The following is a 25,336-nucleotide window of genomic DNA, read 5'->3' on the forward strand; positions in this document are numbered from 1 at the left end:
CTCCTCTATGAAGACATCCACCCGGCCGCGGCGTGCGGCTCGGGGCGGCGATCTGACGATCGCCACGGACGACTATGGCGAGGGGCGGCGGCGCCGACCGGTTGACTCACCGCTGATTAGCCCGATTTGCGCAATGATAGGCGTTTCATTCGGAACTCGGAATTGCGGTCCGGTCGACAGCCGGGTCGATACGAGTCAATCTCTGATCATATGAAGAGGCCGAAATTCGAGCCCCCTTTCGGGGGACTCCCGGGCTCGCTCCGCGTAGCTAGCATTCTCGCAAGTGGTTGTCGTGCAATCCCATATGGGATTGCACGATCATGGGTGTCGGGCAAGGGAGAGGTCGAATCATGCAGTTGACCAATGGCATGGCCGCCAGCGAAATCCCCGGTGCGGTCTGGGTCAAGAGCACCGCCAGCGTGGGCAACGGAAACTGTGTGGAAGTCGCCGGGCTGACCGGCGGTGGCGCGGCGATGCGCAACTCGCGCTTCCCGGACGGGCCGGCGCTGTTGTTCACGGCCGCGGAGATCGAGGCCTTCATCGACGGCGTCAAGCGTTCCGAATTCGATCAACTGACCTGATGGCGGCCTGACCTCAGGCCAAAGCTTGGAGGGTACGCATTCAAGCCCCATTGTGGTGACTGACAACTTCCTCAGTCATATTGGAGTTTGTATGTCTGCCCTCCCCGAGCCACTGCCCGACCCCGGAGCCTGTGTCCTGCCCATGGGCAAGGAGCCGGGACGGGCGGCGGCCGACCGGATGCTGGGCCAGGAGCTGCGGACCCTGCGGGAGGCCCGGGGCCTCACCCTGCGGGACGTGGCTCCCGTCATCCGCGGTTCGGTGTCGAAGATCAGCAGGCTGGAGCGGGGCGAGAGCCCGCCGAAGCGCCGGGACGTCCTCGACCTGGCCCGCCACTACGGCGCCAACGCCGACGAGATGTGGATGATCGAGCGCCTCCTCGAACTCGGCCGGACCTCCGAGTGGTACGAGCAGTTCAGCGATGTGACGCCCGACTTCCTCAAGCGCCTCATCCAGATGGAGGGCGACGCGGAGGAGATCTGCGTCTACGAGAACCTCGTCGTCCCCGGGATCCTCCAGACCACCGACTACGCCCGGTGCATGGTCGAGGCCGCCATGCCCAGTGCCCACCCCGACGAGATCGCGCGGGTGGTCGAACTGCGCCGCCAGCGGCAGCTGCGGCTCATGGAGGGCCCGCTGCCGCGCGTCACCGTCCTGCTGGAGGAGGGCATCCTCTACCGCCGTTACGGCGAGCACGAGGTGATGCGCGAACAGCTGGACCACCTGCTGGAGGCGTGCGGAGTCGCCAAGGTGAACATACGAGTGCTCATGATGTCCCGCGCCTACAGCGCCACGCCGCCGTACCCGATCATGCACCTGAAGTTCGGCGACCCCGAGCAGTCAGAACTGGCGTACGTGGAGCACATCAGCAGCGCGACCTACGTGACCCGGCCGCGGGCCCTGGACGACTACCGCAACGCCCTCACGAAGCTGCGGCAGGCGGCGGAGTCCAGGGACGACAGCCGGGCCCTGATCGAAGCGGCGAAGAGCCGCTTCAAATAGGGCGGCAGGGTCGGGGCGGCGGCCGGCGGGGCGGGGGGCCGGGTCAGAGCCGGCCCACTCCGCCCCACTCGACCCAGTCCGTGGGCCGGTTGCCCGCGGGCGGGGGCGGGGCGTCCGGCCGCCAGTCCACCACGTCCACCAGGCCGGGTTCGAGGATCCGCAGGCCGTCGAAGTAGCGGCGCACCTCGTGCGGCTCCCGGACCCGGCCCCAGTTGCCGTGCGTGGTGACGTCCATGAGCCGGGTGACGTCGTCCCGTACGACCGGGTCCTCGCTGACGAGCTGGCAGATCACCATGAAGCTGCCCGGAGGCAGCAGTTCGGCCGTGTTCCGCACGACCGCCGCGGGACCGGTGTCGTCGTCCGCGTCCGGCAGGCAGTGCAGGACGGATACGAACAGGGCGGCGATGGGCTGTTTCCAGTCGAGGAACCCCTCGGTCTCCTCGTGGATCTCCCGGGTCAGGCGCATGTCCTTGGGGATGACGAGCGTGCCCGGGTTCTCGTGCAGCGTGGTCAGGGCGTGCGCGAGGACCATGGGGTCGTTGTCGACGTAGGCGACCTTGCAGTCCGGGTGGGCCCGCTGTGCCACCTCGTGCACATTGTCCTGGGTGGGCAGGCCGGACCCGTGGTCCAGGAACTGGCGGATCCCGTAGTCCTCGACGAGGATGCGGACGATCCGGCGCAGGAAGGCCCGGTTGTTTCGGGCCAGCAGCTGGGTGCTGGGGGCGATCTTCAGCAGCGCGGCACAGGCCTGGCGGTCGCTGTCGTAGTTCTCCACCCCGCCGAGGAGCCAGTCGTACATCCGGGCCACGCTCGGGGTGTGCATGTCAATCTGGGGAATGCGGGAATTCTGCCCTGAATCCATGTCCGTGGGCCCACCTTGGTCAGAGGTTCGGCGGTGTGGTGAACGGCCCATGGTAGGGAGTCGACCCGGGGCGGGCCAATCACTCGTACGGGGGTTCTGGTGCACGGACGGCGCGAGCGGCGCGAGTGCGGTGGGGGCGGGTGATGCGCCGCCCCCACGAGGGATGTCAGGAGTGCCGACGCCGGCGACGGTGCAGGAACCGCAGGAACGACAAGAAGCAGACCGTGCCGATCGCGGCCGCCAGCGCGGTCAGCAGCGGGACCGTCGGCCCCACCCGCGGATGGCGGATCACCAGGGCCGCCGCGCAGACGAGGTAGAGCGCGACGATCACGGTCGACCAGAAGCGTGCCTTGTTCCTGTCGTCGGCGGAGGTTTCCCGACGGGGAGGGTCAGGGATAATGCTGGGGCGAGGTTCGGGGTCGCTTGCGTGGCCAACCCGTTCCTTTCCGCAGGCCATCGTGTGCCTTTCTGTAGGTACCTGGCTTGTCGGGTGGTCCCGGGCTGCAACCCGGGACCACCACGCAACTGGCCGTCGGCCATTGCGTGATGCGGCGATCCTACAGTCACTCCGGATCAATTCGCGTCCTGCTCCATTCATCCCTTCGAGGCGCCCTTTCATGCAACGTCTCCCGCATGCAAGCGGGGCGCTCGGTAATGCCCGATTTCCCGCTAACCCCGTTGTGTCGGGTTCACTTGTGATCGTCAATGATTGAAGTAGTCGTAATTGACGGCCTATTTCGACGGCTGAAATGCCGCTGCACCCGCAGATGCACGTGCATATGGGAAAGTTGCTGCGTCGCATCCGTGAATTCGGCACGGCCCGACCGGAGATGTGGGCAGCTGAGTCGGGTGTTCGGTACGTATGACGGTCCACCGGACGTGTTTGCGACCGGACGCTCCGGGCGGCCCCGCGCGCCCCGGGCAGCCCGTGCAACAGGAGCGCGGCCGTGAAACAAACGCATCAATGGGTGAACGCCCGCGTCTACGCTCAGGGCGGAATGCCCGGGACGTGACGGGGCCGTGCCCGCCCCCGAACGGGCACGGCCGCGCGGCGGGCCCCGGGGGGACTGGGCCGCTGCCGGTTGGGGCCGGCGCGGTGAAATCTACGGCCGACACCGCGCCGGCCTCGCCCATCCACAGGTTGAACCCCGCCTACCCCCACGGGCGGTATCCCTGTACAACCAGAGGTGTACAGGAGGGGGTTGACGTGCAGTTGTCCGAACGTCCGGCGGCGGTCCGGATCCGCGCCGCGCTACCGGTCGCCGGCGAGATCGTGTACGCCGTCGGCTCGCTCTGGATCTCCTCCACCATGCTCCGCAACTGGCCCGACCCCAGCGGCTATTGGCGGGACACCGACGCGCTCGCCTACGGGCTGCTCGCCGCCGTCTACCTCCCGCTCGCCCTGCGCCGGCTCTTCCCCGTCACCGTCCTGGTGAGCACCGGCCTCTGCATCGGGACGTACTTCACCCTCGGCTACTACCACGTGCCCGCCGTCTGCGGCATGCTCCTCGCCCTCTACACCGTCGCCTCCCTGCGCCCCCGCCCGGTCTCCTTCCGGGCCGCGGCGGGCGCGCTCCTCGTACTGCTGTGGGGCACCCGGCTCGCCGAGCCGGGGATCGGACCGCTCAGCGTGGGCTTCGTGACCGTCTCCACCATCGTCTGCTGGGTGGCCGGCGACGGCTCCCGGCGGCTGCGCGACCTCACCCGCCGGCTCCGCCTGGAGCAGGAGGAGAAGGCCCGGCGGGCCGTCATGGAGGAACGCATCCAGATCGCCCGCGAGCTCCACGACGTGATCGCCCACCACGTCTCGGTGATCTCCATCCAAACCGGTCTCGCCGGGTACGTGTTCTCCTCCGACCCGCCGACCGCCCGCCGGGCCCTGGACACCATCGGGGACAGCGCCCACGAGGCCCTCGCCGAGATGCGCAGGATGCTGGTGGTGCTCCGCGAGGAGGACCCGGCGCCGGGCGCGCCGACGCACCCCGGGGCCGGCGGCATGGGGAAGCTCGACGAGCTGGTCAAACGGGTGGCGGAGGCGGGCGTCCCGGTGGACGTACGGGTCACGGGCACGGCGTACGAGCTCCCGCCCGGGATCGACCTGTGCGCGTACCGCGTGGTGCAGGAAGCGCTCACGAACGTGATCAAGCACGCCCCGGCCGCGCGCACCACCGTCCGCGTGCACTACGGCGAGGACGAGGTCCGCGTACGGGTCAAGGACGACGGGCCGGGCCGGACGGTGCCCGTGCGCGCCCCGGGCGCCGCGTCGGCCGCCACCGGACAGGGGCTGATCGGGATGCGAGAGCGGGCGACGATCTACCACGGCACGGTGACCGCCGAGCCCGCCCCCGGGGGCGGCTTCGAGGTCAGCCTGCGCGTCCCCGTGCCCAGGGCAGCGGTCCATGGCGCCTGAGGAGACGGGGTCCGCCGGGCCGGGCGCCGGGCCGGGAGCCGCTGCGCTGCGGGTGCTCGTCGTCGACGACCAGTTCCTGATCCGGTCCGGGCTGACCGCACTGCTCACCGCCGCGCCCGGCTTCGAGGTCGTGGGCGAGGCCGGGGACGGCGAGGAGGCGGTCCGGCTCGCCGCCGCGACCCGCCCTGACGTCGTGCTCATGGACATCCGGATGCCGGGCACCGACGGGATCGCCGCCACCGAACGGATCCTCGCGGAAGCCGATGCCGATGCCGATGCCGATGCCGATGCGAATGCCAATGCCGAAGCCGATGCCGGGGTCGTCGGCCCGCGGCCCCCCAAGGTGCTCGTGCTGACCACCTTCGACTCCGACGAGTACGTCCTGCGGGCCCTTCGGGTCGGGGCCGCGGGATTCCTCCTCAAGGACACCCCGCCCGACCGGCTGCTCGCCGCCATCGCCACCGTGCACGCGGGCGAGATGCTCTTCAGCCCCGGCGCCCTGCGCGGACTCATCGACACCTGCGCCGCCCCGGTCGCCCGCGCCCCCCACCCGGGCCTGGACGCACTGACCCCGCGCGAACGCGAGGTGCTGGGCCTGGTCGGAGCCGGTCTGTCCAACGCCGACATCGCCGGCCGGCTCGTCCTCAGCGCCGCCACCGTCAAGACCCACGTGCACCGCTGCATGAGCAAGCTCGGACTGTCCAGCCGCGCCCAGGCCGTGGTCGTGGCGCACGAGTTCGGTGTCGCCGCCCGAATGCCGTGACCGCGGAGCCCAGCGGATGCGCGCGGCGGCGGGCGGCACCACAGTGGGTCCATGGGTATCGAAGACTACGGCGGCGGCCTCGGCGCCGAGCAGACCGGCGTACTGGTCGTGACGACCAACGACGTCCCCGGCTATCACGTCGAGCGGGTGATCGGTGAGGTCTTCGGCCTCACCGTGCGCTCCCGCCACCTGGGCAGCCAGATCGGCGCGGGCCTGAAGTCGATGATCGGCGGCGAGCTCAAGGGCCTCACCAAGACCCTCGTGGAGACGCGCAACCAGGCCATGGAGCGGCTCATCGAACAGGCGAAGGCGCGCGGCGCGAACGCCGTGCTGATGATGCGCTTCGACGTCACGGAAGCGGCCGACGTCGGGACCGAGGTGTGCGCGTACGGAACGGCCGTCGTGCTGGTGCCCGCCTCCCCCTGACGCCCCGCCCCCACCACGTAAGTCCAGGACGGCGCTCCGCTTTGTCCATGGGCCTGCCGTGCCGCGGTCCGCAAGCTGTCAGGTCAGTGAGCGGACCGCCCGTGCCCCCCGGCCGTGCGGTCTTCCGCCAAGGAAGCGCCGACTCCCGGAGGCTCGATGCGCACCCCCCTCTGGCCGGCCGCAGCCGCGATGGCCGGCCTGGTCGCCACCCTGGTCGTGGCCACGCCCGCCGCACCTGCCGCGGCGGCCGCACCCGTGACGATCACCTCGCCCGAACTGTCCGTCAGCGTGGACAGCGGCTTCCCCCGCGTCATCAGCTACACCCGCAGAGCCACGGGGGACGTGCTGAACGGCAACGAGGACACCATCGGCGCGATCGTCGTCAACGGGACGACCTACACCCCCGCAGTGACCTCGACCCCCTCCGCCTCCGGCGTGGACTACGCCCTGTCCTTCTCCGGGGTGACCATCAGATCCCGGCTCTCGGTGGCCGGTTCGGTCGTGGAGTTCAAGGTGACCGCCATCGAGGACACCGCCGCGCTGCGCGTGCGCAGCCTCGCGATCCCCGACCACAACCTCGTCAGCGTCCGCAGCGACCAGCCGGGCGCCGCGCTGGCCACGGCGAACATGCACACGGCCACGACCGGCACCGGTGACACCTTCACCACCCTCAAGGCGAACACCCCCGTGGACCCCGCCGCCGTGACGGTGATGCACGGCCTCGCCAACACCGGCAAGCTGGCCGCCGCCGTCGACTCCAACTCCCTCTACGACGCCCCCTCGGGCGGCACCGCCCGCGAGAACGGCCGGATCAGCAAGCGGGTCACCGACAAGGGGACCTACCGCCGCGCCGGCCTGTGGAGCGGCGCCTGGCTCTACCGGGCCTCCGGCGCCGCGGACGGCGACACCGAGCCGCTGCCCTACGCCCGGGTCGCGATCACGGGCGACCGCAACGCCGACTCCACCGTGGACTGGCAGGACGCGGCCATCGCCTACCGCGACATCTGGACCCCGCCCACCGGCTGGCAGCAGACCCGCGACCGCGTCGTCCAGCGCATCCCCTTCAACTTCGCCTCCGAGGCCACGCACCCCTTCGCGCAGACCCTCGACGAGACCAAGCGGGTCAGCCTCGCCACCGACGGCCTCGGCCAGTTCGTGCTGCTCAAGGGGTACGCCTCCGAGGGCCACGACTCGGCGCACATGGACTACAAGAACATCGGTGCCAAACTGGGCGGCGCCGCCGGCCTGGGCGCCCTCACCACCGCGGGCCACGCCTACAACGCGGACTTCGGGGTGCACATCAACGCCACCGAGGAGTACCCGGTCTCGGCCACCTTCGACCCGGCGCACCAGAGCGGCGGCCGCGGCTGGGACTGGCTCGACCAGTCCTACTACGTGGACACCAGGAAGGACGGCCAGTCCGGGCAGCGCCTGAAGCGCCTCCAGGACCTGAAGGCCGCGGCCCCCGGACTCGACTTCCTCTACGTCGACGTCTGGTACGGGGACGGGTACGTATCGCGCAAGCTCCAGCGCGAAATCGGCGGCCTGGGGCTTCAGTTGGCCACCGAATTCCCCAACACCCTGACCGAACAGTCCCTCTGGCACCACTGGGCCACCGACGTCAACTACGGCGGCAGCGACCTGAAGGGCATCAACTCGGGCATCGCCCGGTTCATCGCGAACCACGCCAAAGACGACTGGATCGCCCGCAACCCGCTGCTGGGCGGCGCGGAGGTCACCGCGTACGAGGGCTGGCAGGGCAAGAAGGACTTCACCGCCTTCCTCAACACCACCTTCGCCACCAACCTGCCGACCAAGTACCTCCAGGAATCCCCGATCGTGAAGTGGACCGCCGACACGGTCACCCTCGCCAACGGCACCTCCGTCACCACCACCGGCGGCACCCGCAAGATCACCACCGGCGGCCGCACCGTGCTGAACGGCACCAGCTTCCTGCTCCCGCGCGACGGCAAGCTCTACCACTGGAACGAGGCCGGGGGCTCCACCACCTGGACCCTTCCCGCCGGCTGGAGCGCACCCAAGCTGTACAAACTGACCGACACCGGACGCCAGTTGATCGGCGACCTCACCGTCGGCCCGGGCAGCCAGGTCACCGTCAACTCCGCCGCGCGCACCGCGTACGTCGTCACCAACGGGGCCGCGCCCGCCCAGCCCGACCCGAAGTGGGGCGAGGGCACTCCCCTGAAGGACCCGTCCTTCTACGCGGGCAACCTCGCCGCCTGGACCGTCACCGGCACCGGGGCCGCCGTCACCCGCAACGCCCAGGGCCAGAGCGAGCTCACCATGGCCGCCGGCGCCGCCCCCGCCGTCTCCCAGCAGCTCACCGGCCTCGACCCCGGCACCTACGCCGCCTCCGTCTGGGTCTCCACCCCCACGGGCCGGGCGGCCACCCTCACCGTCACCCCGGCCGGGGGCAGCGCCGCCTCCGTGTACGCCGACTCCTCACCGCTGACCAACAACCTCGGCGGCAGCGAGAAGAACGGCACGAAGATGCAGCGCATGAAGGTCCTCTTCGACGTGCCCGCAGGCCAGTCCACCGCCACCCTGCGGCTGTCCTCGGCCGCCGGCTCGGGCACCGTCTACCTCGACGACGTGCGAGTGGTCCCCTCCGCCCGCACCCCGCTCGGCGGCCACTGGTTCACCGAGGACTTCGAGAACGTCGACGCCGGCTGGGGCCCCTTCGTCTTCGGCGGCGCCGGCGGCTCGGCCACCGACCCGCGCACCCACATCGCCCAGCGCAACGCCCCGTACACCCAGGCCGGTTGGAGCGGCAAGCTGGTCGACGACGTCATCGCCGGGCAGAACTCGCTCAAGTCCCACGAGGAGCGCAGCGGGCTCGTCTACCGCACCCTCCCGCAGACGCTGCGGCTGACGCAGGGGCACGCGTACAAGGTCGCCTTCAGCTACGAGAACGGCTTCAGCGGCGACTACCAGTTCATCACCGGCTCCGGCAGCACCGAGACCGCCACCGCGCTGAACCAGGCGCGTACGGCCACCACCTTCACCAAGACGTTCACCGCCGGGGCCGACGCCTGGATCGGCGTACGCAAGGTGACCGCCGAGGACTCGCACGACGAGGCCGACCTCATCCTCGACGACCTCGCCGTCGACGACCTCGGACCGGTGGGCGGCGGTGAAGTCCTCGTCCCCCAGGGGCAGATGAGCGTGAAGGCGGTCGACAGCCAGGAGACCGCCGGCGAGAACGGCAGCGCCGCCAACGTCCTGGACGGCGACAGCGCCACCATCTGGCACACCCAGTGGTACGCGGCCACCGCGCCGATGCCGCACGAGATCACCCTCGACCTCGGGGCCTCGTACAACGTCTCCGACCTGCACTACCTGCCCCGGCAGACGCAGAGCAACGGGCGCATCGCCGACTACCAGGTCTTCACCTCGACCGACGGCGTCACTTGGGGGACCGCAGCGGCCTCCGGCACCTTCGCGGACAGCGCGGCCCAGCAGGACGTCTCCTTCACCGCCAGGACCGCCCGGTACGTGAAGCTCAGGGCCACGGGGGAGGTGGGCGGCAATGCGTGGACCTCGGTGGCAGAACTGAACATCGGCTACCGGCCGTAGGGTCCGGCGGGCAGACTGGTCGCCGTGACTTCACTGAACAAGGGCGCCAACCTGCCGATCGGGGCAACCGCCGTCCGGGCCGTGCTCGGCTGGTCGGCGGGGGCCGGAGTCCCCGACGTGGACGCGTCCGCGCTGCTGCTGGGCGGCGACGGGCGCGTCCGCTCCGATGCCGACTTCGTGTTCTACAACCAGCCGCGGCACGCGTCCGGTTCCGTGACCCACCAGGGCAAACGGCCCGGCGCCGACACGATCGCCGTCGACCTCGGCGCGATCGAGCCCGGCATCGAGCGCGTCGTGCTCTGCGCCTCGGCGGACGGCGGCTCCTTCGGGCAGGTGCCCGGGCTGCACCTCCTGCTGCTCGACGCGGCGTCCGGGGCCGAGCTGGTCCGGTTCGACATGGAGGCGGGCCCGGAGAAGGCGTACGTGAGCGGCGAGCTGTACCGGCGGTCGGGGGCCTGGAAGTTCCGGGCCGTCGGACAGGGCTATGCCGACGGGCTGGCGGGCCTGGCGACGGACTACGGCATCAGCGTGGACGAGGCGCCGACGCCGGCTCCGGCTCCGGTGCCGGCCCAGGCTCCGGTCCCGACCCCGGTCCCGACCCCGGTCCCGACCCCCATGGCGGCGCCGCCCTCGGTCCCCGCCCCGGCGGCGGCCCCCGCTCCCACCGCCGTCCGGCTGACCAAGGGCGAGGAACTGCTGCCCACCGAGGTGCGCGCCCGCCTGTCGCTGCGCAAACAGCAGGTCGCGGTCAGCCTGAGCAAGCACGGGGTCGCATCCCTCACCGCCCGCGTCATCCTCGTCCTCGACGCCTCGGGCTCGATGAGCTTCCACTACCGGCGCGGCACCGTCGCGGGCGTGGCCGAGCGGATGGCCGCGGTGGCGGCCCAGCTCGACGACGACGGCCAGATGCAGGCCTGGACCTTCGCCTCCAGTCCCGCGCGCCTCCCCGACCTCGTGATCGCCGAACTGCCCGAGTGGCTGCGCCTGCACGTGCGCGTCGGCGAGCTGGGCCTGTTCCGCCGCCGCAAGCCGCCCAAGGGGCTGGTCCCGGGCCAACTCGACATGCGCACGGTCGGCGTCGGCAACGAGGAGCAGAAGGTCATCGCGCAGGTCCGCGCCTACGTCCGCGACCATCCCGTCCCGGACCCGACGCTGGTGCTCTTCTTCTCCGACGGCGGCGTCTACCGCAACGACGCGATCGAGCGGGAGCTGCGCGCGGCCGTGGAGGAACCGCTGTTCTGGCAGTTCATCGGCCTCGGCCGGGCCGACTACGGGGTGCTCGAACGCTTCGACACCCTGCCCGGCCGCCGCGTCGACAACGTGGGCTTCTTCGCGGTCGACGACATCGAGACCCTCTCCGACCCCGAGCTGTACGACCGGCTCCTGTCGGAGTTCCCGTCCTGGATCCGCGCCGCCCGCCAGGCGGGCATCCTGCGGTGACCCGCGCTGGTGGAGGAGAAGACCGATGAGCGATCACAGTTCCGCGGCAGAGGTGTTCGACGCGCTGGCCGGGCGCTACGAGGACGCGTTCGGCCGGGTCCCCGCGCAGTTGGAGGCCCTGGACTGGCTCACCGCCAGACTGCCGCGCGGCGCCCGGGTGCTGGACGTGGGCAGCGGCACCGGCCGGCCCACCGCCGAGGTCCTGGCCGGGGCGGGCTGCGCGGTGACCGGCATCGACGTCTCGCGGGAGATGGTCGCCCTCGCGCGCGCCCGGGTGCCGGGGGCGCGCTTCGAGCAGGCCGATGTGCGTACGTACGAGCCCGCGCAGGACGGCTTCGACGCGGTGTGCTCCTTCTTCCCGCTGCTGATGATGGACCAGCCGGAGGTGGCCGGGGCGCTGCGGCGGATGGCGTCCTGGGTCGTGCCGGGCGGGTACTTCGTGATGGCCACGGTTCCGGGCGACATCCGCAACCTCGACATCGAGTGGATGGGCCACCGGGTCGTCGTCAGCAGCCTTTCCACGGAGGACCACCTGGCCGTGCTGACGGCTGCCGGCCTCGAAGTGCTGGAGCACCACACGCGGGTCTTCCACCCCCACGACGGGTCGGCAGAACCGGAGGACCACCTGTTCTGCCTCGCCCGCCGGCCCTGACACGGCCGCCGGGCGGGACCACCCGCCCGGTCACCGGGGTCACCGGCCGGGCCCGCGCGCCGACTGCTGGGCGCGGAACCGGACCGGGGCCATGCCCACCCGGCGGCTGAACAGCCTGCTGAAGTAGGCGGGATCCTCGTAGCCGACCCGCCGGGCCACCCCGGCGACCGGCAGGTCGGTGCGGGCCAGCAGTTCCTTCGCCCGGCTCAGCCGGATGCCGAGCAGGTACTCCTTGACCCCCTCGCCCGTACTGCGCCGCACCGCCCAGCGCAGTTCGGGCAGCGGCATCCCGAGCCGCGCCGCGTGCTCCGCCACCGAGATCGGCAGCAGCGCGTCCCGGGCCAGGGCGTCCATCACCGCGTCGCCGCGCCAGGACACCTCGGAGCGGGCGTAGCGCAGCGCGACGAGCAGCCCGTGGACCGCCGCCGCGGCCTCCACCTCCAGCAGCGGTCCGCCGCGCCGGGCCGCCCGTACGATCCCGTCGACCACGTGCCGGACCCCGGCGGTCCCGCCCAGCGGCACCAGCGGCCGGTCCGGGGTGATGTAGCCGAGGTCGGTGTACGCCTCCACGCTCGGGCCCGCGAAGTCCACGAAGCACTCGTCCCATCCGGTCGAGGGGTCCGGCCCGTAGTGGTGCTCCACCCCCGGCACCAGCCACAGCAGCGCCGGTGCGGTCAACGGCTGCGGGGGCCGACCGGCGTGGCTGAACCAGCCCCGGCCGGCCGAGACGATCACCGCGACGTGGTGGTCGAGCGCGCGCGGGCCGACGACGGGCAGCACGCCCTGCTGTACCCCCACCCCGAGACAGACCAGGCCGAGCCGGCGGTGGTTGGCGGTCGGCGAGAAGTACCGCATCCAACTGCTGTACGGGGGCGTTGCCATCTGCGGATTGTGATCCACAAGGCCGAGCGCCCTCAAGGGTGCGGGCGCTCAAGGAGCCGCCGGTGCCCGTTCCGGGCCGGTTTCCGCCGCGGAGGCGGCCGGGGCCGCAGAGCCCGCGGACACCGCCCGGCCCGCGGGGGCCGCCGCGGTGCGGGCCGGGCGCAGCCCTGCCGCCAGCCCGGCGATCACCACGCCGAGCCCCAGCCACACCGTCGGGCCCGGTACACCGCCGCCGGTGAGGGCCCCGGCGGCCGCCGCGGCGAGCGGGGCGACCCCGGTCAGCAGTCCGGCCCGGCCGGAGCCCACGGCGGCCACCGTGCGGTACCAGAGCAGGAACGCCACCGCGGTCACCATGACGGCCAGGTACCCGGCGGCCGCCCACTGGCCCGCCGTCACCGACGCCAGCTCGGAGGGCCCCTCGACGAACACCGTCAGCCCCGCCAGCATCACCGCCCCCAGCCACACCACGTGCACCGACACCCCCCAGGCACCGTGCCGCCGCAGCACCGGCACCGCGAGCAAGGTGAACCCGGCCTCGCACCCCAGCGCCAGCGCGGCCCACGCCACCCCGGCGGCGTCGGTCCGGCCCGTCCCCTCCACCAGCACCGCCCCGGCCACCACGACGGGCGCGGCCAGCAGCACCTGCCGGCTGGGCCCGCGCCCCTCCAGCAGCGGGCCGATCAGCCCGAGGAGGATCGGTACGGAGGCCACCGCGACCGCGATGACGGCCGGCTCCGCATGCGCGACGCCCCGTACGACGGCCACGTTGAACAGCACCAGCCCGGTCGCCGCGGTCCCGGCCAGCCACAGCCACTCCCGGCCGCGCGGCCGCAGGATCCGCACCCCGGCCCACCGGGCGAGGGCGAGCAGGAGCAGCGTGGCCGCCGCGTAGCGGACGGCCTGGACGCCGAACAGCGGGGCGTCGACCAGGGAACGGGAGACGGTGACACTGCTGCCGACCAGAGCCATGCCGGCGATGCCGGGGGCGAGGGCGCGCAGGGAAGCGGACGGAGTGTTCATACCGTCGAGCCTGGCGCCAGAATGGACCCATGAGCAGGTCCAAAGAGGGACAGGTCCAGGGGTCCAAAACAGGGTCCTCCGCAACACCCGCCGCGGGCAGTGGAGCGGACTTCCTCCAGCTCGACCTCGGCCGCGCCCCGGCGGGCGGCCGTACCGAGTGGCTGGCCGAGCGGCTGCGCGCCGCCATCGCCGACGGCACCCTCGCGGTCGGCAGCCGGCTTCCGCCCAGTCGGGTGCTCGCCGCGGAACTCCGGGTCTCCCGGGGCCTGGTGACCGAGGCGTACCAGCGGCTGGCCGAGACCGGGCAGGTGGCCGGCCGCGGCCGCGCGGGCACGGTGGTCGTCGCGGCGCCGCCACCGGTGGCCGCGACCCCGGCGGCGCCGCTGCGCGGAGGCTTCGTGGACGCGCTGCGCGCCGTACCGTGCCGGATCGACCTCTCGCCCGGCGTCCCCGACCTGACCGCCTTCCCGCGCACCGCCTGGCTCCAGGCCGAGCGCCGGGTCCTGGCCGGGCTCACCCCCGCCGACTTCGGCTACGGCAACCCGCAGGGCGCCCCCGCGCTTCGGGAGGCCGTCGTCGGCTGGCTGGCCCGCAACCGGGGCATCCGCGCCGACCCCGGGGAGGTGGTCGTCGTCGCCGGGGTCGCGCAGGCGCTCGGGCTCCTCGCGCACGTCCTGCGCGAGGACGGCGTACGACGCGTCGCCGTGGAGGACCCCGGCTCGCTCGGGGCCCGGCAGCAACTGGAGTACGGGCGGCTGGAGACGGTCCCGGTACGGGTCGACGAGGGCGGTCTCGACGTCGCCGCGCTGAGGGCCTGCGGGGCGCGGGCGGCGCTGCTCACCCCGGCGCACCAGTTCCCGACCGGGGTGGTCCTCGACGGCGAACGGCGCCGGGAACTGCTCGGCTGGGCCGCCGCCGGGGGAGTGGTCATCGAGGACGACTACGACGCCGAGCACCGCTACGACCGAGCCCCGGTCCCCGCGCTGCGCGCCCTGTTGCCCGAGGCGGTCTGCTACGCCGGGAGCGTGTCCAAACTGCTCGCGCCGGCCCTGCGGCTGGGCTGGCTGCTGGTCCCGCCGCGCTACCTGGACGCGGTGGTCGCCGCCAAGCGCTACGCCGACCTCGGCAACCCGGTCCTCGCCCAGCTCGTCCTCGCCCGGTTGATGGACTCGGGCGAGCTGGAGCGCCACCTGCGCTTCGTCAGGCGCCGCCACCGCGGGCGCAGGGACGCGATGCTGCGGGCCATCGCCGCCGAACTGCCGGGCGCCCGGGTGCACGGGGCGGCGGCGGGGCTGCACCTCATGGTCACCTTCGAGGGCGCCGGCTTCGAGGACACCGCCCTCGCCTCGGCGGCCCTGGAGCTGGGGGTCAAGGCCCATCCGCTGTCCTGGCACCGGATGGCCCCGGGCCCGCCCGGCCTGATCCTCGGCTACGCGGCGGGCCCGAAGGGCGAGATCGAGGAGGGCATCGCGGTCTTCGGTGCGGCCCTGCGAAAAATTCTTCGCAACCGGCGGCAACCTCCCCGGGGGTCGCGCGTCGTGCAGGGGTGAAGGGCGTGAACCCGCGCCCGTTCAACCGACCGTGGAGAACCACCTTGAAGAACCTGAAGCGCGTCTCCCTGTCCGTCCGCCGGGCAGCGGCCGTCGCCGCCGCCACCGCCGGGGTGACCGTTGCGCTCGCCGGGCCTGCCCTCGCCGCGAGCGGGGCCGGGACCGCGCCGTCGCCCTCGGTCAGCGCCGCGCCGAGCGCCGCCCCCAGCGCGGTGCCGAGCTCGCCGTCCAAGCCGTCGCCCTCGCAGCCCGCCGCCAAGCCCAGCGCCTCGGTCAGCCTGCCCCCGGGCACCGCGCCCAGCGCGGCCCCGAGCGCAGTGCCGAGCGCCGGGTCCGCCGATTCGTCCGGAGGTCCCGAGCTTGCGCATACTGGCTCCTCCACGACCACCACCGTCATCGGGGCCGGGGCCGCCGTACTCGTCGTCGCCGGGGCCGGGACCCTGTACTCCGTGCGGCGCCGCGCCAACGGCTGAGGACTCCCGTGCTTCACCTCGCACCACCCCTGAGCTCCGTCGTGCCCGGCTTCGGCCGGGCCCGGCGGGGCTTGTGGTCGTTGCTTCTCCACCGCGAGCGCCCCGCCCCGCCGACCCCCGCGCAGCCGTACGGATACGCGTACGCCGATGCTCGTGAAGAGGGGGACGGCGGCGCACCGCCGCCCACCGTCACGGCGCTCTACCACGCGCACCGGCTGCGGATGGTCCGGCTGGCGGTCCTGCTCGTGGACGACCTGGGCACCGCCGAGGACGTGGTGCAGGACGCGTTCACCGCCCTGTACCGGCGCCACGGGGAGCAGATCGCCGAGGTCGACAACGCGCTCGGCTACCTGCGCACCGCCGTCGTCAACACCTCGCGCTCCGTACTGAGGCGAAGGCGCACCGCCCGGGCCTGGACCCCGCCCGCACCCGTCGACGTACCGTCCGCCGAGGCGTCCGTGGTCCTCGACGAGGCGCACCGGGAAGTGCTCGCCGCCCTGGGGCGGTTGACGCCGAGGCGGCGTCAGGTACTGGTGCTGCGCTACTGGGCGGACCTGAGCGAGGCGGAGATAGCCGAGACGCTCGGGATAAGCCGGGGCGCGGTCAAGTCGAACGCGAGCCGGGCGCTGGACGCGCTGGAGCGGATTCTGGAGGGTCGGATATGACGCCTGACGTCGAGCGCACCGGTGAGCGGGCTGCCGAGCAGCGGCCCGTCGAGCGGCGGCTGCGCCAGGCCCTCGACGCCCGCGCGGCCGGGGTGACGGTGCGCGAGCTGCGCCCCGCCGATCCGCCGGGGCCGCACGTACGACGGCTGCGGTTGCCGCTGTCGCTCGCGCGGCTGCGGGGGTTCACGCTGCCCCTGGCCGGCCTGGCCGGCCTGGCCGCGGCGGCCGCCGCCCTGGTGGGGTACCTCGTACTGGCTCCGGACGCGGCTCCGGTCCGCCCCGTGCCGCCGGCCTCGCCGCCCGAGATCACGAATCCCGGACCGCAGCCGTCGCTGCCGCCGACCGCGACCCCGTCGTCGGTTCCGTCGTCCCCCTCGGCCCCCTCGTCGCCGGTTCCGTCGGCATCCGTGCCCGAGGTCGCGCAGACGAAGCCGAGCGGCGCCCCGCCGAGCACGAGCCCGTCCCTGGCCCCGTCGGCCCAGCGGAGCGCGTCGGGCCCGGTCCGCTCGTCACCGCCGAGCGCCTCGCCCCCCGGTACGCAGGGGACGCAGGGCTAGGGGATGTCTGACGGATCTCCGCGGCGTCGCGACGCCCGGCACGCCGAGAGCACGCACCGGACGCCGCTCCTTCCCCACGGACATCCATCAGACACCCCCTAGACCGGCCGCGCGTTCTCCACGGCAGCCACCAGCGGGGCGAGCTCCGGGTTGCGCGCGGCCTCGTCCAGGGCCTCACGCAGGGCGGTGTCGTTGGTGGGGCGGGCCTCGCCCAGGAGGGCCAGGCCCGCCTCGCTGACGTCGGTGTAGATGCCCCGCCGGTCGGTGTCGCAGATGTAGCGGTTCAGCAGCCCGCGGTCCTCCAGCCGGCTGACCAGGCGGGTCGTCGCGCTCTGGCTGAGCACCACCGATTCCGCCACCTGGTTCATCCGCAGGTGGCCGCCCGGGCCGCTGTGCTGGCGGCTGAGGACGTCGAGCAGGGAGTACTCGCGCACGCTCAGCCCGTGCCCGGCCTGCAGGGCCCGCTCGATGTGCGTCTCGATCCGCCCGTGCAGGAGGGAGAGGGCGCACCAGCCCTGGGCGAGGGCGGTGAGCGCGCTGTCCGTGGCCGTCATGGGCTCCTCCTTCGGTACATGTGCCAATGCCCAGGATAGGTCACATCCGCAATAGCCCGCGCTTGCAAATATCCCGCGTCTGCAATTAATGTGGACGCATGTAAGCGGCGACGGCATCAACACGTCGCGGCGACCGCGGCCACCCGTCGCGACAGCACCGCCACCTCCCCTGAAGGGCACCACCCCTCATGCCTCTCGCTCTCCTCGCCCTCGCCATCGGGGCCTTCGGGATCGGCACCACCGAATTCGTGATCATGGGCCTGCTCCCCGAGGTCGCCGCCGGCTACGGCGTCTCGATACCCACCGCGGGCTTCCTCGTCACCGGCTACGCCCTCGGCGTGGTCCTGGGCGCACCGCTGATGACGATCCTCGGCACCCGCATCCCCCGCAAGCGCATGCTGATGCTGCTCATGGGCCTGTTCGTCGTCGGCAACGTGCTCTCCGCACTCGCCCCGGCCTTCGGCGTGATGCTCGCCGGACGCGTCGTCGCCTCCCTCGCCCACGGTGCCTTCTTCGGCATCGGCTCGGTCGTCGCCGCCGGCCTCGTCGCCCCCGAGAAGAAGGCCGGCGCCATCGCCATGATGTTCACCGGCCTGACCGTGGCGAACGTCGTCGGAGTCCCGCTCGGCACCCTCGTCGGCCAACACCTCGGATGGCGCGTCACCTTCCTGATCGTCGCCGCGCTCGGTGTCCTCGGCCTGCTCGGCATCGCGAAGCTGGTCCCCGAACTGCCCCGGCCCGAAGGCGTACGGATCCGCCACGAGCTGGCCGCCTTCCGCAACGTCCAGGTGCTGCTCGCGATGGCGATGACCGTCCTCGGCTTCGGCGGGGTCTTCGCCGCCATCACCTACATCACCCCGATGATGACCAACGTCGCGGGCTTCGCGGACACTTCCGTCACCTGGCTCCTGGTCCTCTTCGGCCTCGGCATGGTCGCCGGAAACCTGATAGGAGGCCGGTTCGCCGACCGCGCGCTGATGCCGATGCTCTACGTGTCCCTCGGCGCGCTGGCCACCGTACTCGCGCTGTTCACCCTCACCGCCCACAACAAGTTCGGCGCCGCCGCCACGATCGTCCTCATCGGTGCCCTCGGCTTCGCGACCGTGCCCCCGCTCCAGAAGCGGGTCCTCGACCAGGCCGCCGGGGCCCCCACCCTGGCCTCCGCCGTGAACATCGGCGCCTTCAACCTCGGCAACGCGCTCGCCGCCTGGCTCGGCGGGCTCGTCATCGCCGCCGGGCTCGGCTGGACCGCCCCGAACTGGGTCGGCGCCGCCCTCGCCGCCTCCGCCCTGGTGCTCGCCCTCGTGTCCGGCGCGCTGGAGCGGCGTACCGAGGCCCGGGCGGCCGGGCCGGCTGTCGTGGTCGGGGCGTCCCGGGCCGCCGCTCCCCTCCACCACTGAGCCACCCCCCTCGTACGAAAAACCGCCCCACAGGAGAACCGTCATGACCACCACCACCGCGCACCGCACCGCCGTCGCCCCGCTGACCACCGAGGACGCCGAACTGCTCGTCGCCACCGCGAAGACCGCCGCCGAGGCGGCCGGGGTCACCGTCAGCGTGAGCGTCCTCGATGCCGGGGGCCACCTGCTCGCCTTCCGCCGCGACGACCGCGCCGTACTGATCTCCGGAGAGACCAGCACCCGCAAGGCCTTCACCGCGCTCCAGCTGAACGCCCCGACCGCCGACCTGGTCGAGGCCGTCCGGCCCGGCGGCCCCTTCCACACCCTGCCCACCGCCCTCGACCGGCCGCTGCTGTTCATCGCGGGCGGCCTGCCCGTCCACCGCGAAGGCCGCCTCATCGGTGCCATCGGGGTCGGCGGTGGAGCCCCCGCCCAGGACCACGGCTTCGCCGCGACCGCCCTCGGCGCCCTGGCCGGCTGAGCCGTCCGGTCGCGCGCCCGCGTCCCCCGTGCCACGTTGGTACGGGGGACACGGGTGCATGATGCGGAATCCGAGGCAGTACGGGAGAGTCCACGTCATCGCGACGGCAACCGTCGCCGCGCTGGTCACCCTCGCCGTCCCGGCCTGTACGGAGGCCTCGGAGCAGACCGCCCCCACCGGCCCGGCCACCCCGGCGGCTGTCAGCTCGCCGGGCGCCGTACGCGCGCCGAGCCCGAGCCCGAGTCAGGCGCCGCCGCCCAGCCCGACAGCCTCGTACGCCCTGTCCACGGCCCCGCGCACCATTCCCGCCGTACGGGAGCACGTGCCGGCCCGCGGACCCGGCTGGAAGCCCGCCCCCGACGCCCGGGTGGTGGTCCAGCCGGCCGACAGCGCCGCCCTGTCCGACGAGGGCCGGCTGCTCGCCGGCGAACTGCGCATGGGATTCGCGGAGTCGGCCGACGTACGCCGGGGCGACGTCGAACTCGACCTGGGCGCCAAGGACTCCGGCGCGCCCGAGTCGTACACCCTCACCGTGCAGAACGGGCAGGCCCGTATCACCGGCCCCGACGAAGCCGGGGTCTTCTACGGGACCCGCACCCTCAAACAGGCGGTGGCGAACGGCGGTTCGGCCCCCGAGGGCACGGTCCGCGACGGCCCGGCCAAGCCCCAGCGCGGCCTCAACCTCGACATCGCCCGCAAGAACTTCGCCGCCGGCTGGATCGAGGACCGGCTGCGCGAGATGGCCGACCTGAAGCTCAACCAGTTCGGCCTGCACTTCTCCGACGACCAGGCCTTCCGCATCGAGTCCACCTCCCACCCGGAGATCGTCTCCACCCCCCACCTGACCAAGGCCGAGGTCGCCCGCATCGTGGCACTCGCCCGGAGCCTGCACATCACCGTCGTCCCGGAGATCGACTCGCCCGGCCACCTCGGCGCCGTGCTGCGCGCCCACCCGGACCTGCAACTGCGCAACGCGCAGGGCGGGGTGGTCAAGGGGGCCGTGGACATCTCGAACCCGGCGTCGGCGAAGCTGATCGACGAACTGCTGCGCGAGTACCTGCCGTTGTTCACCGGAGGGGCCTGGCACCTCGGCGCCGACGAGTACCAGGCGCTGGTGGTCCGCGACCCGCAGGCCTCCTTCCCGCAGCTCGCCGCCGCCGCCCGGCAGCGGTACGGGCCCACCGCCCGGGTGCAGGACCTGGCGACGGGCTGGCTCGACGACCGCGCGGCCGTCATCCGCCCGTCGGGCAAGGCGCTCAAGGCGTGGAACGACGGCTTCTTCACCGGTGGCGTGGTCCAGGCCGCCAAGGACCTTCAGGTCGAGTACTGGACCGGCAAGGAGATCGGCGCACGGCCGCCGCTGGAGTACCTGCGCGAGGGCCGCAAGCTCGTCAACCTGAACGATGAGTTCCTGTACTACGTGCTGGGCGAGCCGAACCAGTTCACCTACCCCACCGGCCGGCGGATCTACGAGCAGTGGACGCCGCTGGTGCTGCGCGGCACCGCCCCCGTGCCCGCGAGCTTCGGGGCGCAGATCCTGGGCGCCCGGCTCGCCGTCTGGTGCGATCTTGCCGCTTCCCAGACCCAGGCGCAGGTGGCGGCCGGCATCCGGCTGCCACTGGCCGCGCTGGCCCAGAAGGTCTGGGACGCGCGGCCCCCGCAGCAGGCCTGGGAGCAGTTCAAGGCCCTCGCCGACCGGCTCTGAGCCCTCGCCGACCGGCTCTGAGGGGGTCGGTCGGCGAGGGGTCGGGTCAGGGGGCTGCGCACCCCCACTACGGCTAGTCGGCTGCCCTCTGGGGCTGCGGGGTGCGCTCGCGGCGCTGCCAGCGCCGCTGGAGCGACTGGCCGAGCAGCGGCAGGGCCGTCACCACGGTCAGCGTCCAGGCAGTGGCGAAACCCCAGATCAGAGGCTCCGCCACGGTGATCGACGCGGCGACCATCAGCGCCACCGTGAGCGCACCGAGCAGGTAGGCCGCCGCGATGCGCCGGCGCCGGTGCGCGGACCGCGCGAAGCGGTCCAGGGACCGGTCCAGGGACCGGTCGCCCTTCAGTTGGGCCTCGATCGCGGAAAGGGCGCGCTGCTCGCGATCGGAGAGTCCGGCTCCGTCCATGGCCACGTACCTCCACCTGCTGCCGCCGCCCTGCGCGGACCTCAGCCTCTGGCGTGCGAATACCCGGCCTGAGACGGATCAACCCCCGACGGCCGCGGCGGCGCAGGCGGATGGTCACCAGATGGAGTTGACCCACTCCGGGTGGTCGATGAACGGGTTCCGGTTGTGCTGGTAGGTGTCGTAAATGACCTGGTTGCGGCGCTGCTCGAAGGCGTCCGGCGGGTCCTGCAGGTTCCACTGCTTCAGGACGCTGATCCGGCCGAAGGTGGGTGCGGAGCCGTTGTTGACCCTGTCGTTCATCTCCAGGTCCGCGAAGCCGTCACCGCCGTCGTAGCGGACCGCCATGTACAGGAGCATCCGCGCCACGTCGCCCTTGACCGCGTCGCGCGGCTCGAAGGAGTCCGAGTCGGTGTAGCTGCCGGGGGCCTCGGAGACGGGGCCGCCGCCGTAGTCGAAGTCCTTGTTGCCGCGGGTGCTGTTGACCGTGACGTCCTCGGGCCGCAGGTGGTGCAGGTCGGTGCCCGGTCCGGTGGCGGTGCCGAAGTCGCCGTGGCTCTTGGCCCAGACGTGCTCGCGGTTCCAGTCGTTGACGCCGCCGCCGTTGGTGGACTTCGACTGGGAGCGGCCGGAGTAGACCAGGATGACGTTGTTCGGGTTCGCCGGGTCCTGGTCGGTGACCTTCAGGGCGTTCCACACGCCGTCGTAGCTGACCTTGGACTGGGTCTTGATGATGTCGTGCAGCGCGGTCTTCAGCGCGGCTCCGGTCTTGCCCTCGGCGGCCGCGTAGTACGAGTCCGGGTATACGGCCGAGGCGGATGCGGATGCGGACGCGGGGGCGGATGCCGCGGACGGGTCGGCCGCGGCCCGCTGCTGGCCCGCGGAGGCGGCGGCCGGGACGAGGAGCAGCGCTGCCGCCGCGAGCGCGGCAGCGCAGGGGGTTATGCGGGAGATTCTCATGATGTGGGGGACCTCATTACAAGCATCGTCCCCGCCCGGGGAATTGGCGGGGTTTCAGGTGGCGGAGCGAGGTTTACATTGTCATGTGCCGAACAGGTTAAGGCCATGTGTCCGGAACCAGGACTTTGGCCCCCTCCCGGCCCCGGTCGGGTGGGGCCCTCTTGGCAGAACGCCGGGGTGCGGGCACGGTGGCAAAGGCCCCGGCGGGGCCGACCGGACCGTTGGAACCGTCAACAGCCCCACCTGGAGCAGCCCATGGCAGCGAAGATCCTCATCGTGACCGGCGACGCGGCGGAGTCGCTGGAGGTCATCTACCCCTACCAGCGCCTGCGCGAGGAGGGGTACGAGGTCCACGTCGCGGCGCCGGCCGTGAAGAAACTGCGCTTCGTGGTCCACGACTTCGAGGACGGCTTCGACACCTACACGGAGAAGCCCGGCTACACCTGGCCCGCGGACATCGCCTTCGCCGACGTCGACCCGGCCCAGTACGCGGCGCTGGTCGTCCCGGGAGGTCGCGCGCCGGAGTACCTGCGCAACGACCCCGACGTGCGGCGGATCCTGGCCGCCTTCGCCGGCGCCGACAAGCCGATCGCCCAGATCTGCCACGGCCCCCTGATCAGCGCCGCAGCCGGTGCGCTGGATGGCCGCAGGGTCACCGCGTACCCGGCACTGGAGCTGGACATGAAGGCGGCCGGGGCGGACTTCGAGGACTCCGAGGCCGTCGTCGACGGCACCCTGGTCTCCGCCCGGGCGTGGCCGGACCACTCGGCCTGGATGCGGGAGTTCCTCACCGTGCTGCGCGGCAAGGCGCCGCTCGCCTAGGTCGTGTCGTCAAAGGGGCGTCGGGCGAAGGGGAGGTTCCCCATTCCCTTGTGAAGTGTGCGGGTCGGGGGACTGACGGGGCGCCGGTCGTGTGTTGAGGTGGGTGAGTCAATCAACGTTGTTCGCAAGGCAGTTGAAGGGACTTACCGTGACTGGAACTCTGGGTCGACGCGGGTTCATCGGGGCGGCCGCGGCCCTCGGTACGGCCGCGCTCGCCGGGCCGCTGGCCCCCCTCGCCCAGGCGCAGCCCGCCGCACGGCGCCCCGACTCCATCGCCGTCCCGGCCGGCTTCCAGCCCGAGGGGATCGCCGTATCGGCCCGGGGCACGCTCTACACGGGTTCCCTGATCGACGGCTCGATCTACCGCGCCGACCTCGCCACCGGCGCCGGCCGGATCATCACCAAGGGCGAGGGCCCCATGTCGGTCGGGCTCAAGCTGGACACCCACGGCAGGCTGCTCGTCGCGGGCGGGTTCAGCGGCCAGATCCGCGTCGTCCACGCCGGCGACGGGCGGGTGCTGGCCACCCACCAGGCCGCGACCGGCACGACCTTCGTCAATGACGTCGTCGTCGGCTGCGGAGGGGCCTGGTTCACCGACTCCTTCAACGACGTCCTGTACTTCCTCCCGGCGGGCCGCGACCTCACCGGCGCCGGCGCCGCCCCGCGCACGGTGGCCCTCGGCGGCGAGTGGACCCCGACCCCGCCCGGCGGCGAGTACTGGGGCTCCAACGGCATCGAGCGGACCCCGGACGGCCGGGCGCTGCTGGTGGTGCACGACACCGCGCAGGCGCTGTTCCGCGTCGACCCGCGCACCGGCGCGGCCACCCGGACCGTGCTCGACGGCGGCTCCGTCGGCAACGGCGACGGGCTCGTGCTCCACGGCCGCACCCTGTACGTCGTACGCAACTGGGCCTACGCCATCGACGTGTTCACGCTCAGCGCGGACGGACTGCGGGCCCGGTTCGTCAAGCAGATCACCGACCCGCGCTTCGACGAGCCGACGACGGCCGCCGTCCACGGCGGCCGTCTCTACGTGGTCAACGCGGCCTTCGACTCCGACTGGTCGGACCCGGCGACCGCCTCGACGATCGTCAGCTGCCCGATGTGACCGGCGGGGCCGGCTCGGACTTGTAGTTGTCGCCGAAGTTCTTCTTCACGGCGGCGTCCCAGGAGCCGTCCTCGACCATCTTCTTGAGGGCGGTGTTGATCTTGCCCTGGAGTGCGGTGTCGCCCTTCTTCACGCCGATGCCGTAGTTCTCGTTGCTCAGGCTCAGCCCGACCAGCTTGAACTTGCCCTGGTTGCCCTTCCTGGCGGAATACCCGGCCAGGATGGAATTGTCCGTGGTCATGGCGTCGACCAGACCGTCCTGGAGGGCGACCAGGCACTCCGAGTAGCCGAGGAGCTCAAGGAGGCTGGCCTTGGGGGCGAGCTTGTTCTTGACGTTCTCCGCCGAGGTGGAGCCGGTGACCGAGCAGAGCTTCTTGGTGTTGAGGTCCTCGGCCTTGGTGATGGTGGGGTCATCGGCGCGGACGAGCAGGTCCTGGTGCGCGAGGAAGTACGGGCCGGCGAAGCTGACCTTCTCCTTGCGCTTGTCGTTGATCGAGTAGCTGGCCGCGACGAACTTGACCTCGCCGTACTGGAGCAGCAGCTCGCGGTCGGAGCTGTCGACGCGCTTGAACTCGATCCGCTCCGGCTTGTAGCCGAGCTCCTTGGCCACGTATGTCGCCACGTCCACGTCGAAACCGGTGAAGGTGCCGTCGGTCTCGCGCATGCCGACGCCCGGCTGGTCGAACTTGATGCCGATGGAGAGGGTCCCCTTGTCATCGTCGCCGCCGATGCAACCGGAGACGGTGAGGCTGAGGCCGATCACTGCGGCAACCGCACCGGCCTTGGGAACCTTCATGCTGCACTCTTTCCTCGGGAACGCGGATCGCGCGGTAAACGGGCACGCGGAGGCAGCGCGGCGGCGCCGGGATTACCGGAACACAGGGAACCGCGCGGACGTGGAGACGCGTGTACGAGGAAGCTAGGAAAGTGACGGGCGCAGTGTCACTGGATCTGAGCAAAACTTGAGGTAACGATCCGGGTAGGCCGCAGATCCTGTGGCCGATCCGGTGCCGGGCGGGAGAGGG

25 protein-coding genes are annotated in these 25,336 nt (G+C 72.2%); 17 read left to right on the top strand and 8 right to left on the bottom strand.

Features of this window, described 5'->3' with window-relative positions; genetic code table 11:
- Positions 1-350: 350 nt before the first annotated feature.
- Positions 351-581, top strand: coding sequence for a DUF397 domain-containing protein (locus ACZ7GJ_RS24590; protein ID WP_470754715.1), 231 nt, complete (start codon positions 351-353; stop codon positions 579-581).
- Positions 582-672: 91 nt separating this feature from the next.
- Positions 673-1,581, top strand: coding sequence for a helix-turn-helix domain-containing protein (locus ACZ7GJ_RS24595; protein WP_470754717.1), 909 nt, complete (start codon positions 673-675; stop codon positions 1,579-1,581).
- 43 nt (positions 1,582-1,624) lie between these two features.
- On the opposite strand, the gene ACZ7GJ_RS24600 is transcribed toward ACZ7GJ_RS24595, so the two are convergent.
- Entirely contained in the window at positions 1,625-2,443 is an 819-nt protein-coding gene (locus ACZ7GJ_RS24600) for an SAM-dependent methyltransferase (protein ID WP_470754718.1), read from the bottom strand.
- Between the two features lie 166 nt (positions 2,444-2,609).
- The gene (locus ACZ7GJ_RS24605; RefSeq protein WP_470754719.1) at positions 2,610-2,774 is read right to left on the bottom strand and encodes a hypothetical protein; all 165 of its coding nucleotides are present in this window, start codon (positions 2,772-2,774) and stop codon (positions 2,610-2,612) included.
- A gap of 876 nt (positions 2,775-3,650) precedes the next feature.
- Between ACZ7GJ_RS24605 and ACZ7GJ_RS24610 the strand changes: the two genes are divergently transcribed.
- The 6 genes from ACZ7GJ_RS24610 to ACZ7GJ_RS24635 all read left to right on the top strand — a co-directional run bounded on the left by ACZ7GJ_RS24610 (position 3,651) and on the right by ACZ7GJ_RS24635 (position 11,731).
- Positions 3,651-4,853, top strand: coding sequence for a sensor histidine kinase (locus tag ACZ7GJ_RS24610; RefSeq protein WP_470754720.1), 1,203 nt, complete (start codon positions 3,651-3,653; stop codon positions 4,851-4,853).
- Entirely contained in the window at positions 4,843-5,616 is a 774-nt protein-coding gene (locus ACZ7GJ_RS24615; RefSeq protein ID WP_470754721.1) for a response regulator, read from the top strand. Before ACZ7GJ_RS24610 ends, ACZ7GJ_RS24615 begins: the two co-directional genes overlap by 11 nt.
- Before the next feature lie 51 nt (positions 5,617-5,667).
- On the top strand, positions 5,668-6,042 hold the full coding sequence (locus ACZ7GJ_RS24620; protein ID WP_470754723.1) for a YbjQ family protein: 375 nt from the start codon (positions 5,668-5,670) through the stop codon (positions 6,040-6,042).
- Between the two features lie 156 nt (positions 6,043-6,198).
- Positions 6,199-9,639, top strand: coding sequence for an endo-alpha-N-acetylgalactosaminidase family protein (locus tag ACZ7GJ_RS24625; protein WP_470754724.1), 3,441 nt, complete (start codon positions 6,199-6,201; stop codon positions 9,637-9,639).
- A gap of 24 nt (positions 9,640-9,663) precedes the next feature.
- The gene (locus ACZ7GJ_RS24630) at positions 9,664-11,079 is read left to right on the top strand and encodes a VWA domain-containing protein (protein WP_470754725.1); all 1,416 of its coding nucleotides are present in this window, start codon (positions 9,664-9,666) and stop codon (positions 11,077-11,079) included.
- Between the two features lie 25 nt (positions 11,080-11,104).
- The gene (locus tag ACZ7GJ_RS24635) at positions 11,105-11,731 is read left to right on the top strand and encodes a class I SAM-dependent methyltransferase (RefSeq protein ID WP_470754726.1); all 627 of its coding nucleotides are present in this window, start codon (positions 11,105-11,107) and stop codon (positions 11,729-11,731) included.
- A gap of 39 nt (positions 11,732-11,770) precedes the next feature.
- Here the strand turns inward: ACZ7GJ_RS24635 and ACZ7GJ_RS24640 are convergent, their stop codons facing one another.
- Both ACZ7GJ_RS24640 and ACZ7GJ_RS24645 read right to left on the bottom strand, forming a co-directional pair.
- Positions 11,771-12,613, bottom strand: a complete 843-nt coding sequence (locus ACZ7GJ_RS24640; RefSeq protein WP_470754727.1) for a helix-turn-helix domain-containing protein — start codon at positions 12,611-12,613, stop codon at positions 11,771-11,773.
- A 48-nt stretch (positions 12,614-12,661) separates the two neighbouring features.
- The gene (locus ACZ7GJ_RS24645; RefSeq protein WP_470754729.1) at positions 12,662-13,633 is read right to left on the bottom strand and encodes an EamA family transporter; all 972 of its coding nucleotides are present in this window, start codon (positions 13,631-13,633) and stop codon (positions 12,662-12,664) included.
- 29 nt (positions 13,634-13,662) lie between these two features.
- Here ACZ7GJ_RS24645 and pdxR point away from each other — a divergent pair, with 29 nt between their 5' ends.
- From pdxR to ACZ7GJ_RS24665, 4 genes are read left to right on the top strand one after another with little or no spacing between them, the layout of a single operon-like run.
- Positions 13,663-15,183 (top strand): MocR-like pyridoxine biosynthesis transcription factor PdxR, encoded by a 1,521-nt coding sequence (pdxR, locus tag ACZ7GJ_RS24650; protein ID WP_470754730.1) that lies wholly within the window; start codon positions 13,663-13,665, stop codon positions 15,181-15,183.
- A 44-nt stretch (positions 15,184-15,227) separates the two neighbouring features.
- Entirely contained in the window at positions 15,228-15,656 is a 429-nt protein-coding gene (locus ACZ7GJ_RS24655; protein WP_470754731.1) for an LAETG motif-containing sortase-dependent surface protein, read from the top strand.
- A gap of 8 nt (positions 15,657-15,664) precedes the next feature.
- Positions 15,665-16,321, top strand: coding sequence for an RNA polymerase sigma factor (locus ACZ7GJ_RS24660; protein ID WP_470754732.1), 657 nt, complete (start codon positions 15,665-15,667; stop codon positions 16,319-16,321).
- Complete coding sequence (locus tag ACZ7GJ_RS24665; RefSeq protein ID WP_470754733.1) at positions 16,318-16,878, top strand: hypothetical protein; 561 nt, start codon at positions 16,318-16,320, stop codon at positions 16,876-16,878. The genes ACZ7GJ_RS24660 and ACZ7GJ_RS24665 overlap by 4 nt, the downstream gene beginning before the upstream one ends.
- A gap of 98 nt (positions 16,879-16,976) precedes the next feature.
- Here ACZ7GJ_RS24665 and ACZ7GJ_RS24670 read toward each other — a convergent pair whose 3' ends face one another.
- Positions 16,977-17,432, bottom strand: a complete 456-nt coding sequence (locus ACZ7GJ_RS24670; RefSeq protein ID WP_470754735.1) for a MarR family winged helix-turn-helix transcriptional regulator — start codon at positions 17,430-17,432, stop codon at positions 16,977-16,979.
- Positions 17,433-17,620: 188 nt separating this feature from the next.
- Between ACZ7GJ_RS24670 and ACZ7GJ_RS24675 the strand changes: the two genes are divergently transcribed.
- The 3 genes from ACZ7GJ_RS24675 (at position 17,621) to ACZ7GJ_RS24685 (ending at position 21,018) form a co-directional block, all read left to right on the top strand.
- Positions 17,621-18,832: an MFS transporter gene (locus ACZ7GJ_RS24675; RefSeq protein ID WP_470754737.1), complete on the top strand. Its 1,212-nt coding sequence runs from the start codon at positions 17,621-17,623 to the stop codon at positions 18,830-18,832.
- A gap of 43 nt (positions 18,833-18,875) precedes the next feature.
- On the top strand, positions 18,876-19,313 hold the full coding sequence (locus ACZ7GJ_RS24680) for a GlcG/HbpS family heme-binding protein (RefSeq protein ID WP_470754739.1): 438 nt from the start codon (positions 18,876-18,878) through the stop codon (positions 19,311-19,313).
- Positions 19,314-19,374: 61 nt separating this feature from the next.
- Positions 19,375-21,018, top strand: coding sequence for a beta-N-acetylhexosaminidase (locus ACZ7GJ_RS24685; protein WP_470754901.1), 1,644 nt, complete (start codon positions 19,375-19,377; stop codon positions 21,016-21,018).
- A 73-nt stretch (positions 21,019-21,091) separates the two neighbouring features.
- Here ACZ7GJ_RS24685 and ACZ7GJ_RS24690 read toward each other — a convergent pair whose 3' ends face one another.
- Both ACZ7GJ_RS24690 and ACZ7GJ_RS24695 read right to left on the bottom strand, forming a co-directional pair.
- On the bottom strand, positions 21,092-21,424 hold the full coding sequence (locus tag ACZ7GJ_RS24690; protein ID WP_470754903.1) for a DUF3040 domain-containing protein: 333 nt from the start codon (positions 21,422-21,424) through the stop codon (positions 21,092-21,094).
- Positions 21,425-21,538: 114 nt separating this feature from the next.
- Entirely contained in the window at positions 21,539-22,381 is an 843-nt protein-coding gene (locus tag ACZ7GJ_RS24695; protein WP_470754741.1) for an endonuclease I family protein, read from the bottom strand.
- 255 nt (positions 22,382-22,636) lie between these two features.
- Here ACZ7GJ_RS24695 and ACZ7GJ_RS24700 point away from each other — a divergent pair, with 255 nt between their 5' ends.
- Both ACZ7GJ_RS24700 and ACZ7GJ_RS24705 read left to right on the top strand, forming a co-directional pair.
- Positions 22,637-23,203, top strand: a complete 567-nt coding sequence (locus ACZ7GJ_RS24700; RefSeq protein ID WP_470754743.1) for a DJ-1/PfpI family protein — start codon at positions 22,637-22,639, stop codon at positions 23,201-23,203.
- Positions 23,204-23,351: 148 nt separating this feature from the next.
- The gene (locus ACZ7GJ_RS24705; protein ID WP_470754745.1) at positions 23,352-24,311 is read left to right on the top strand and encodes an SMP-30/gluconolactonase/LRE family protein; all 960 of its coding nucleotides are present in this window, start codon (positions 23,352-23,354) and stop codon (positions 24,309-24,311) included.
- Here the strand turns inward: ACZ7GJ_RS24705 and ACZ7GJ_RS24710 are convergent.
- Entirely contained in the window at positions 24,295-25,107 is an 813-nt protein-coding gene (locus ACZ7GJ_RS24710; RefSeq protein WP_470754746.1) for a glutamate ABC transporter substrate-binding protein, read from the bottom strand. The genes ACZ7GJ_RS24705 and ACZ7GJ_RS24710 overlap by 17 nt on opposite strands.
- Between the last annotated feature and the right edge of the window lie 229 nt (positions 25,108-25,336).

Source organism: Streptomyces sp. NPDC037242, from assembly GCF_055604165.1.

What these genes read in the sequence shown, in the direction of transcription:
- ACZ7GJ_RS24625 (WP_470754724.1), top strand. Translation starts at nt 6,199, where the DNA reads ATGCGCACCCCCCTCTGGCCGGCCGCAGCCGCGATGGCCGGCCTGGTC.
- ACZ7GJ_RS24700 (WP_470754743.1), top strand. Translation starts at nt 22,637, where the DNA reads ATGGCAGCGAAGATCCTCATCGTGACCGGCGACGCGGCGGAGTCGCTG.
- ACZ7GJ_RS24690 (WP_470754903.1), bottom strand. Translation starts at nt 21,424, where the DNA reads ATGGACGGAGCCGGACTCTCCGATCGCGAGCAGCGCGCCCTTTCCGCG.
- ACZ7GJ_RS24590 (WP_470754715.1), top strand. Translation starts at nt 351, where the DNA reads ATGCAGTTGACCAATGGCATGGCCGCCAGCGAAATCCCCGGTGCGGTC.
- pdxR (WP_470754730.1), top strand. Translation starts at nt 13,663, where the DNA reads ATGAGCAGGTCCAAAGAGGGACAGGTCCAGGGGTCCAAAACAGGGTCC.
- ACZ7GJ_RS24685 (WP_470754901.1), top strand. Translation starts at nt 19,375, where the DNA reads ATGCGGAATCCGAGGCAGTACGGGAGAGTCCACGTCATCGCGACGGCA.
- ACZ7GJ_RS24675 (WP_470754737.1), top strand. Translation starts at nt 17,621, where the DNA reads ATGCCTCTCGCTCTCCTCGCCCTCGCCATCGGGGCCTTCGGGATCGGC.
- ACZ7GJ_RS24615 (WP_470754721.1), top strand. Translation starts at nt 4,843, where the DNA reads ATGGCGCCTGAGGAGACGGGGTCCGCCGGGCCGGGCGCCGGGCCGGGA.
- ACZ7GJ_RS24635 (WP_470754726.1), top strand. Translation starts at nt 11,105, where the DNA reads ATGAGCGATCACAGTTCCGCGGCAGAGGTGTTCGACGCGCTGGCCGGG.
- ACZ7GJ_RS24665 (WP_470754733.1), top strand. Translation starts at nt 16,318, where the DNA reads ATGACGCCTGACGTCGAGCGCACCGGTGAGCGGGCTGCCGAGCAGCGG.
- ACZ7GJ_RS24645 (WP_470754729.1), bottom strand. Translation starts at nt 13,633, where the DNA reads ATGAACACTCCGTCCGCTTCCCTGCGCGCCCTCGCCCCCGGCATCGCC.
- ACZ7GJ_RS24600 (WP_470754718.1), bottom strand. Translation starts at nt 2,443, where the DNA reads ATGGATTCAGGGCAGAATTCCCGCATTCCCCAGATTGACATGCACACC.
- ACZ7GJ_RS24595 (WP_470754717.1), top strand. Translation starts at nt 673, where the DNA reads ATGTCTGCCCTCCCCGAGCCACTGCCCGACCCCGGAGCCTGTGTCCTG.
- ACZ7GJ_RS24640 (WP_470754727.1), bottom strand. Translation starts at nt 12,613, where the DNA reads ATGGCAACGCCCCCGTACAGCAGTTGGATGCGGTACTTCTCGCCGACC.
- ACZ7GJ_RS24670 (WP_470754735.1), bottom strand. Translation starts at nt 17,432, where the DNA reads ATGACGGCCACGGACAGCGCGCTCACCGCCCTCGCCCAGGGCTGGTGC.
- ACZ7GJ_RS24695 (WP_470754741.1), bottom strand. Translation starts at nt 22,381, where the DNA reads ATGAGAATCTCCCGCATAACCCCCTGCGCTGCCGCGCTCGCGGCGGCA.
- ACZ7GJ_RS24620 (WP_470754723.1), top strand. Translation starts at nt 5,668, where the DNA reads ATGGGTATCGAAGACTACGGCGGCGGCCTCGGCGCCGAGCAGACCGGC.
- ACZ7GJ_RS24710 (WP_470754746.1), bottom strand. Translation starts at nt 25,107, where the DNA reads ATGAAGGTTCCCAAGGCCGGTGCGGTTGCCGCAGTGATCGGCCTCAGC.
- ACZ7GJ_RS24680 (WP_470754739.1), top strand. Translation starts at nt 18,876, where the DNA reads ATGACCACCACCACCGCGCACCGCACCGCCGTCGCCCCGCTGACCACC.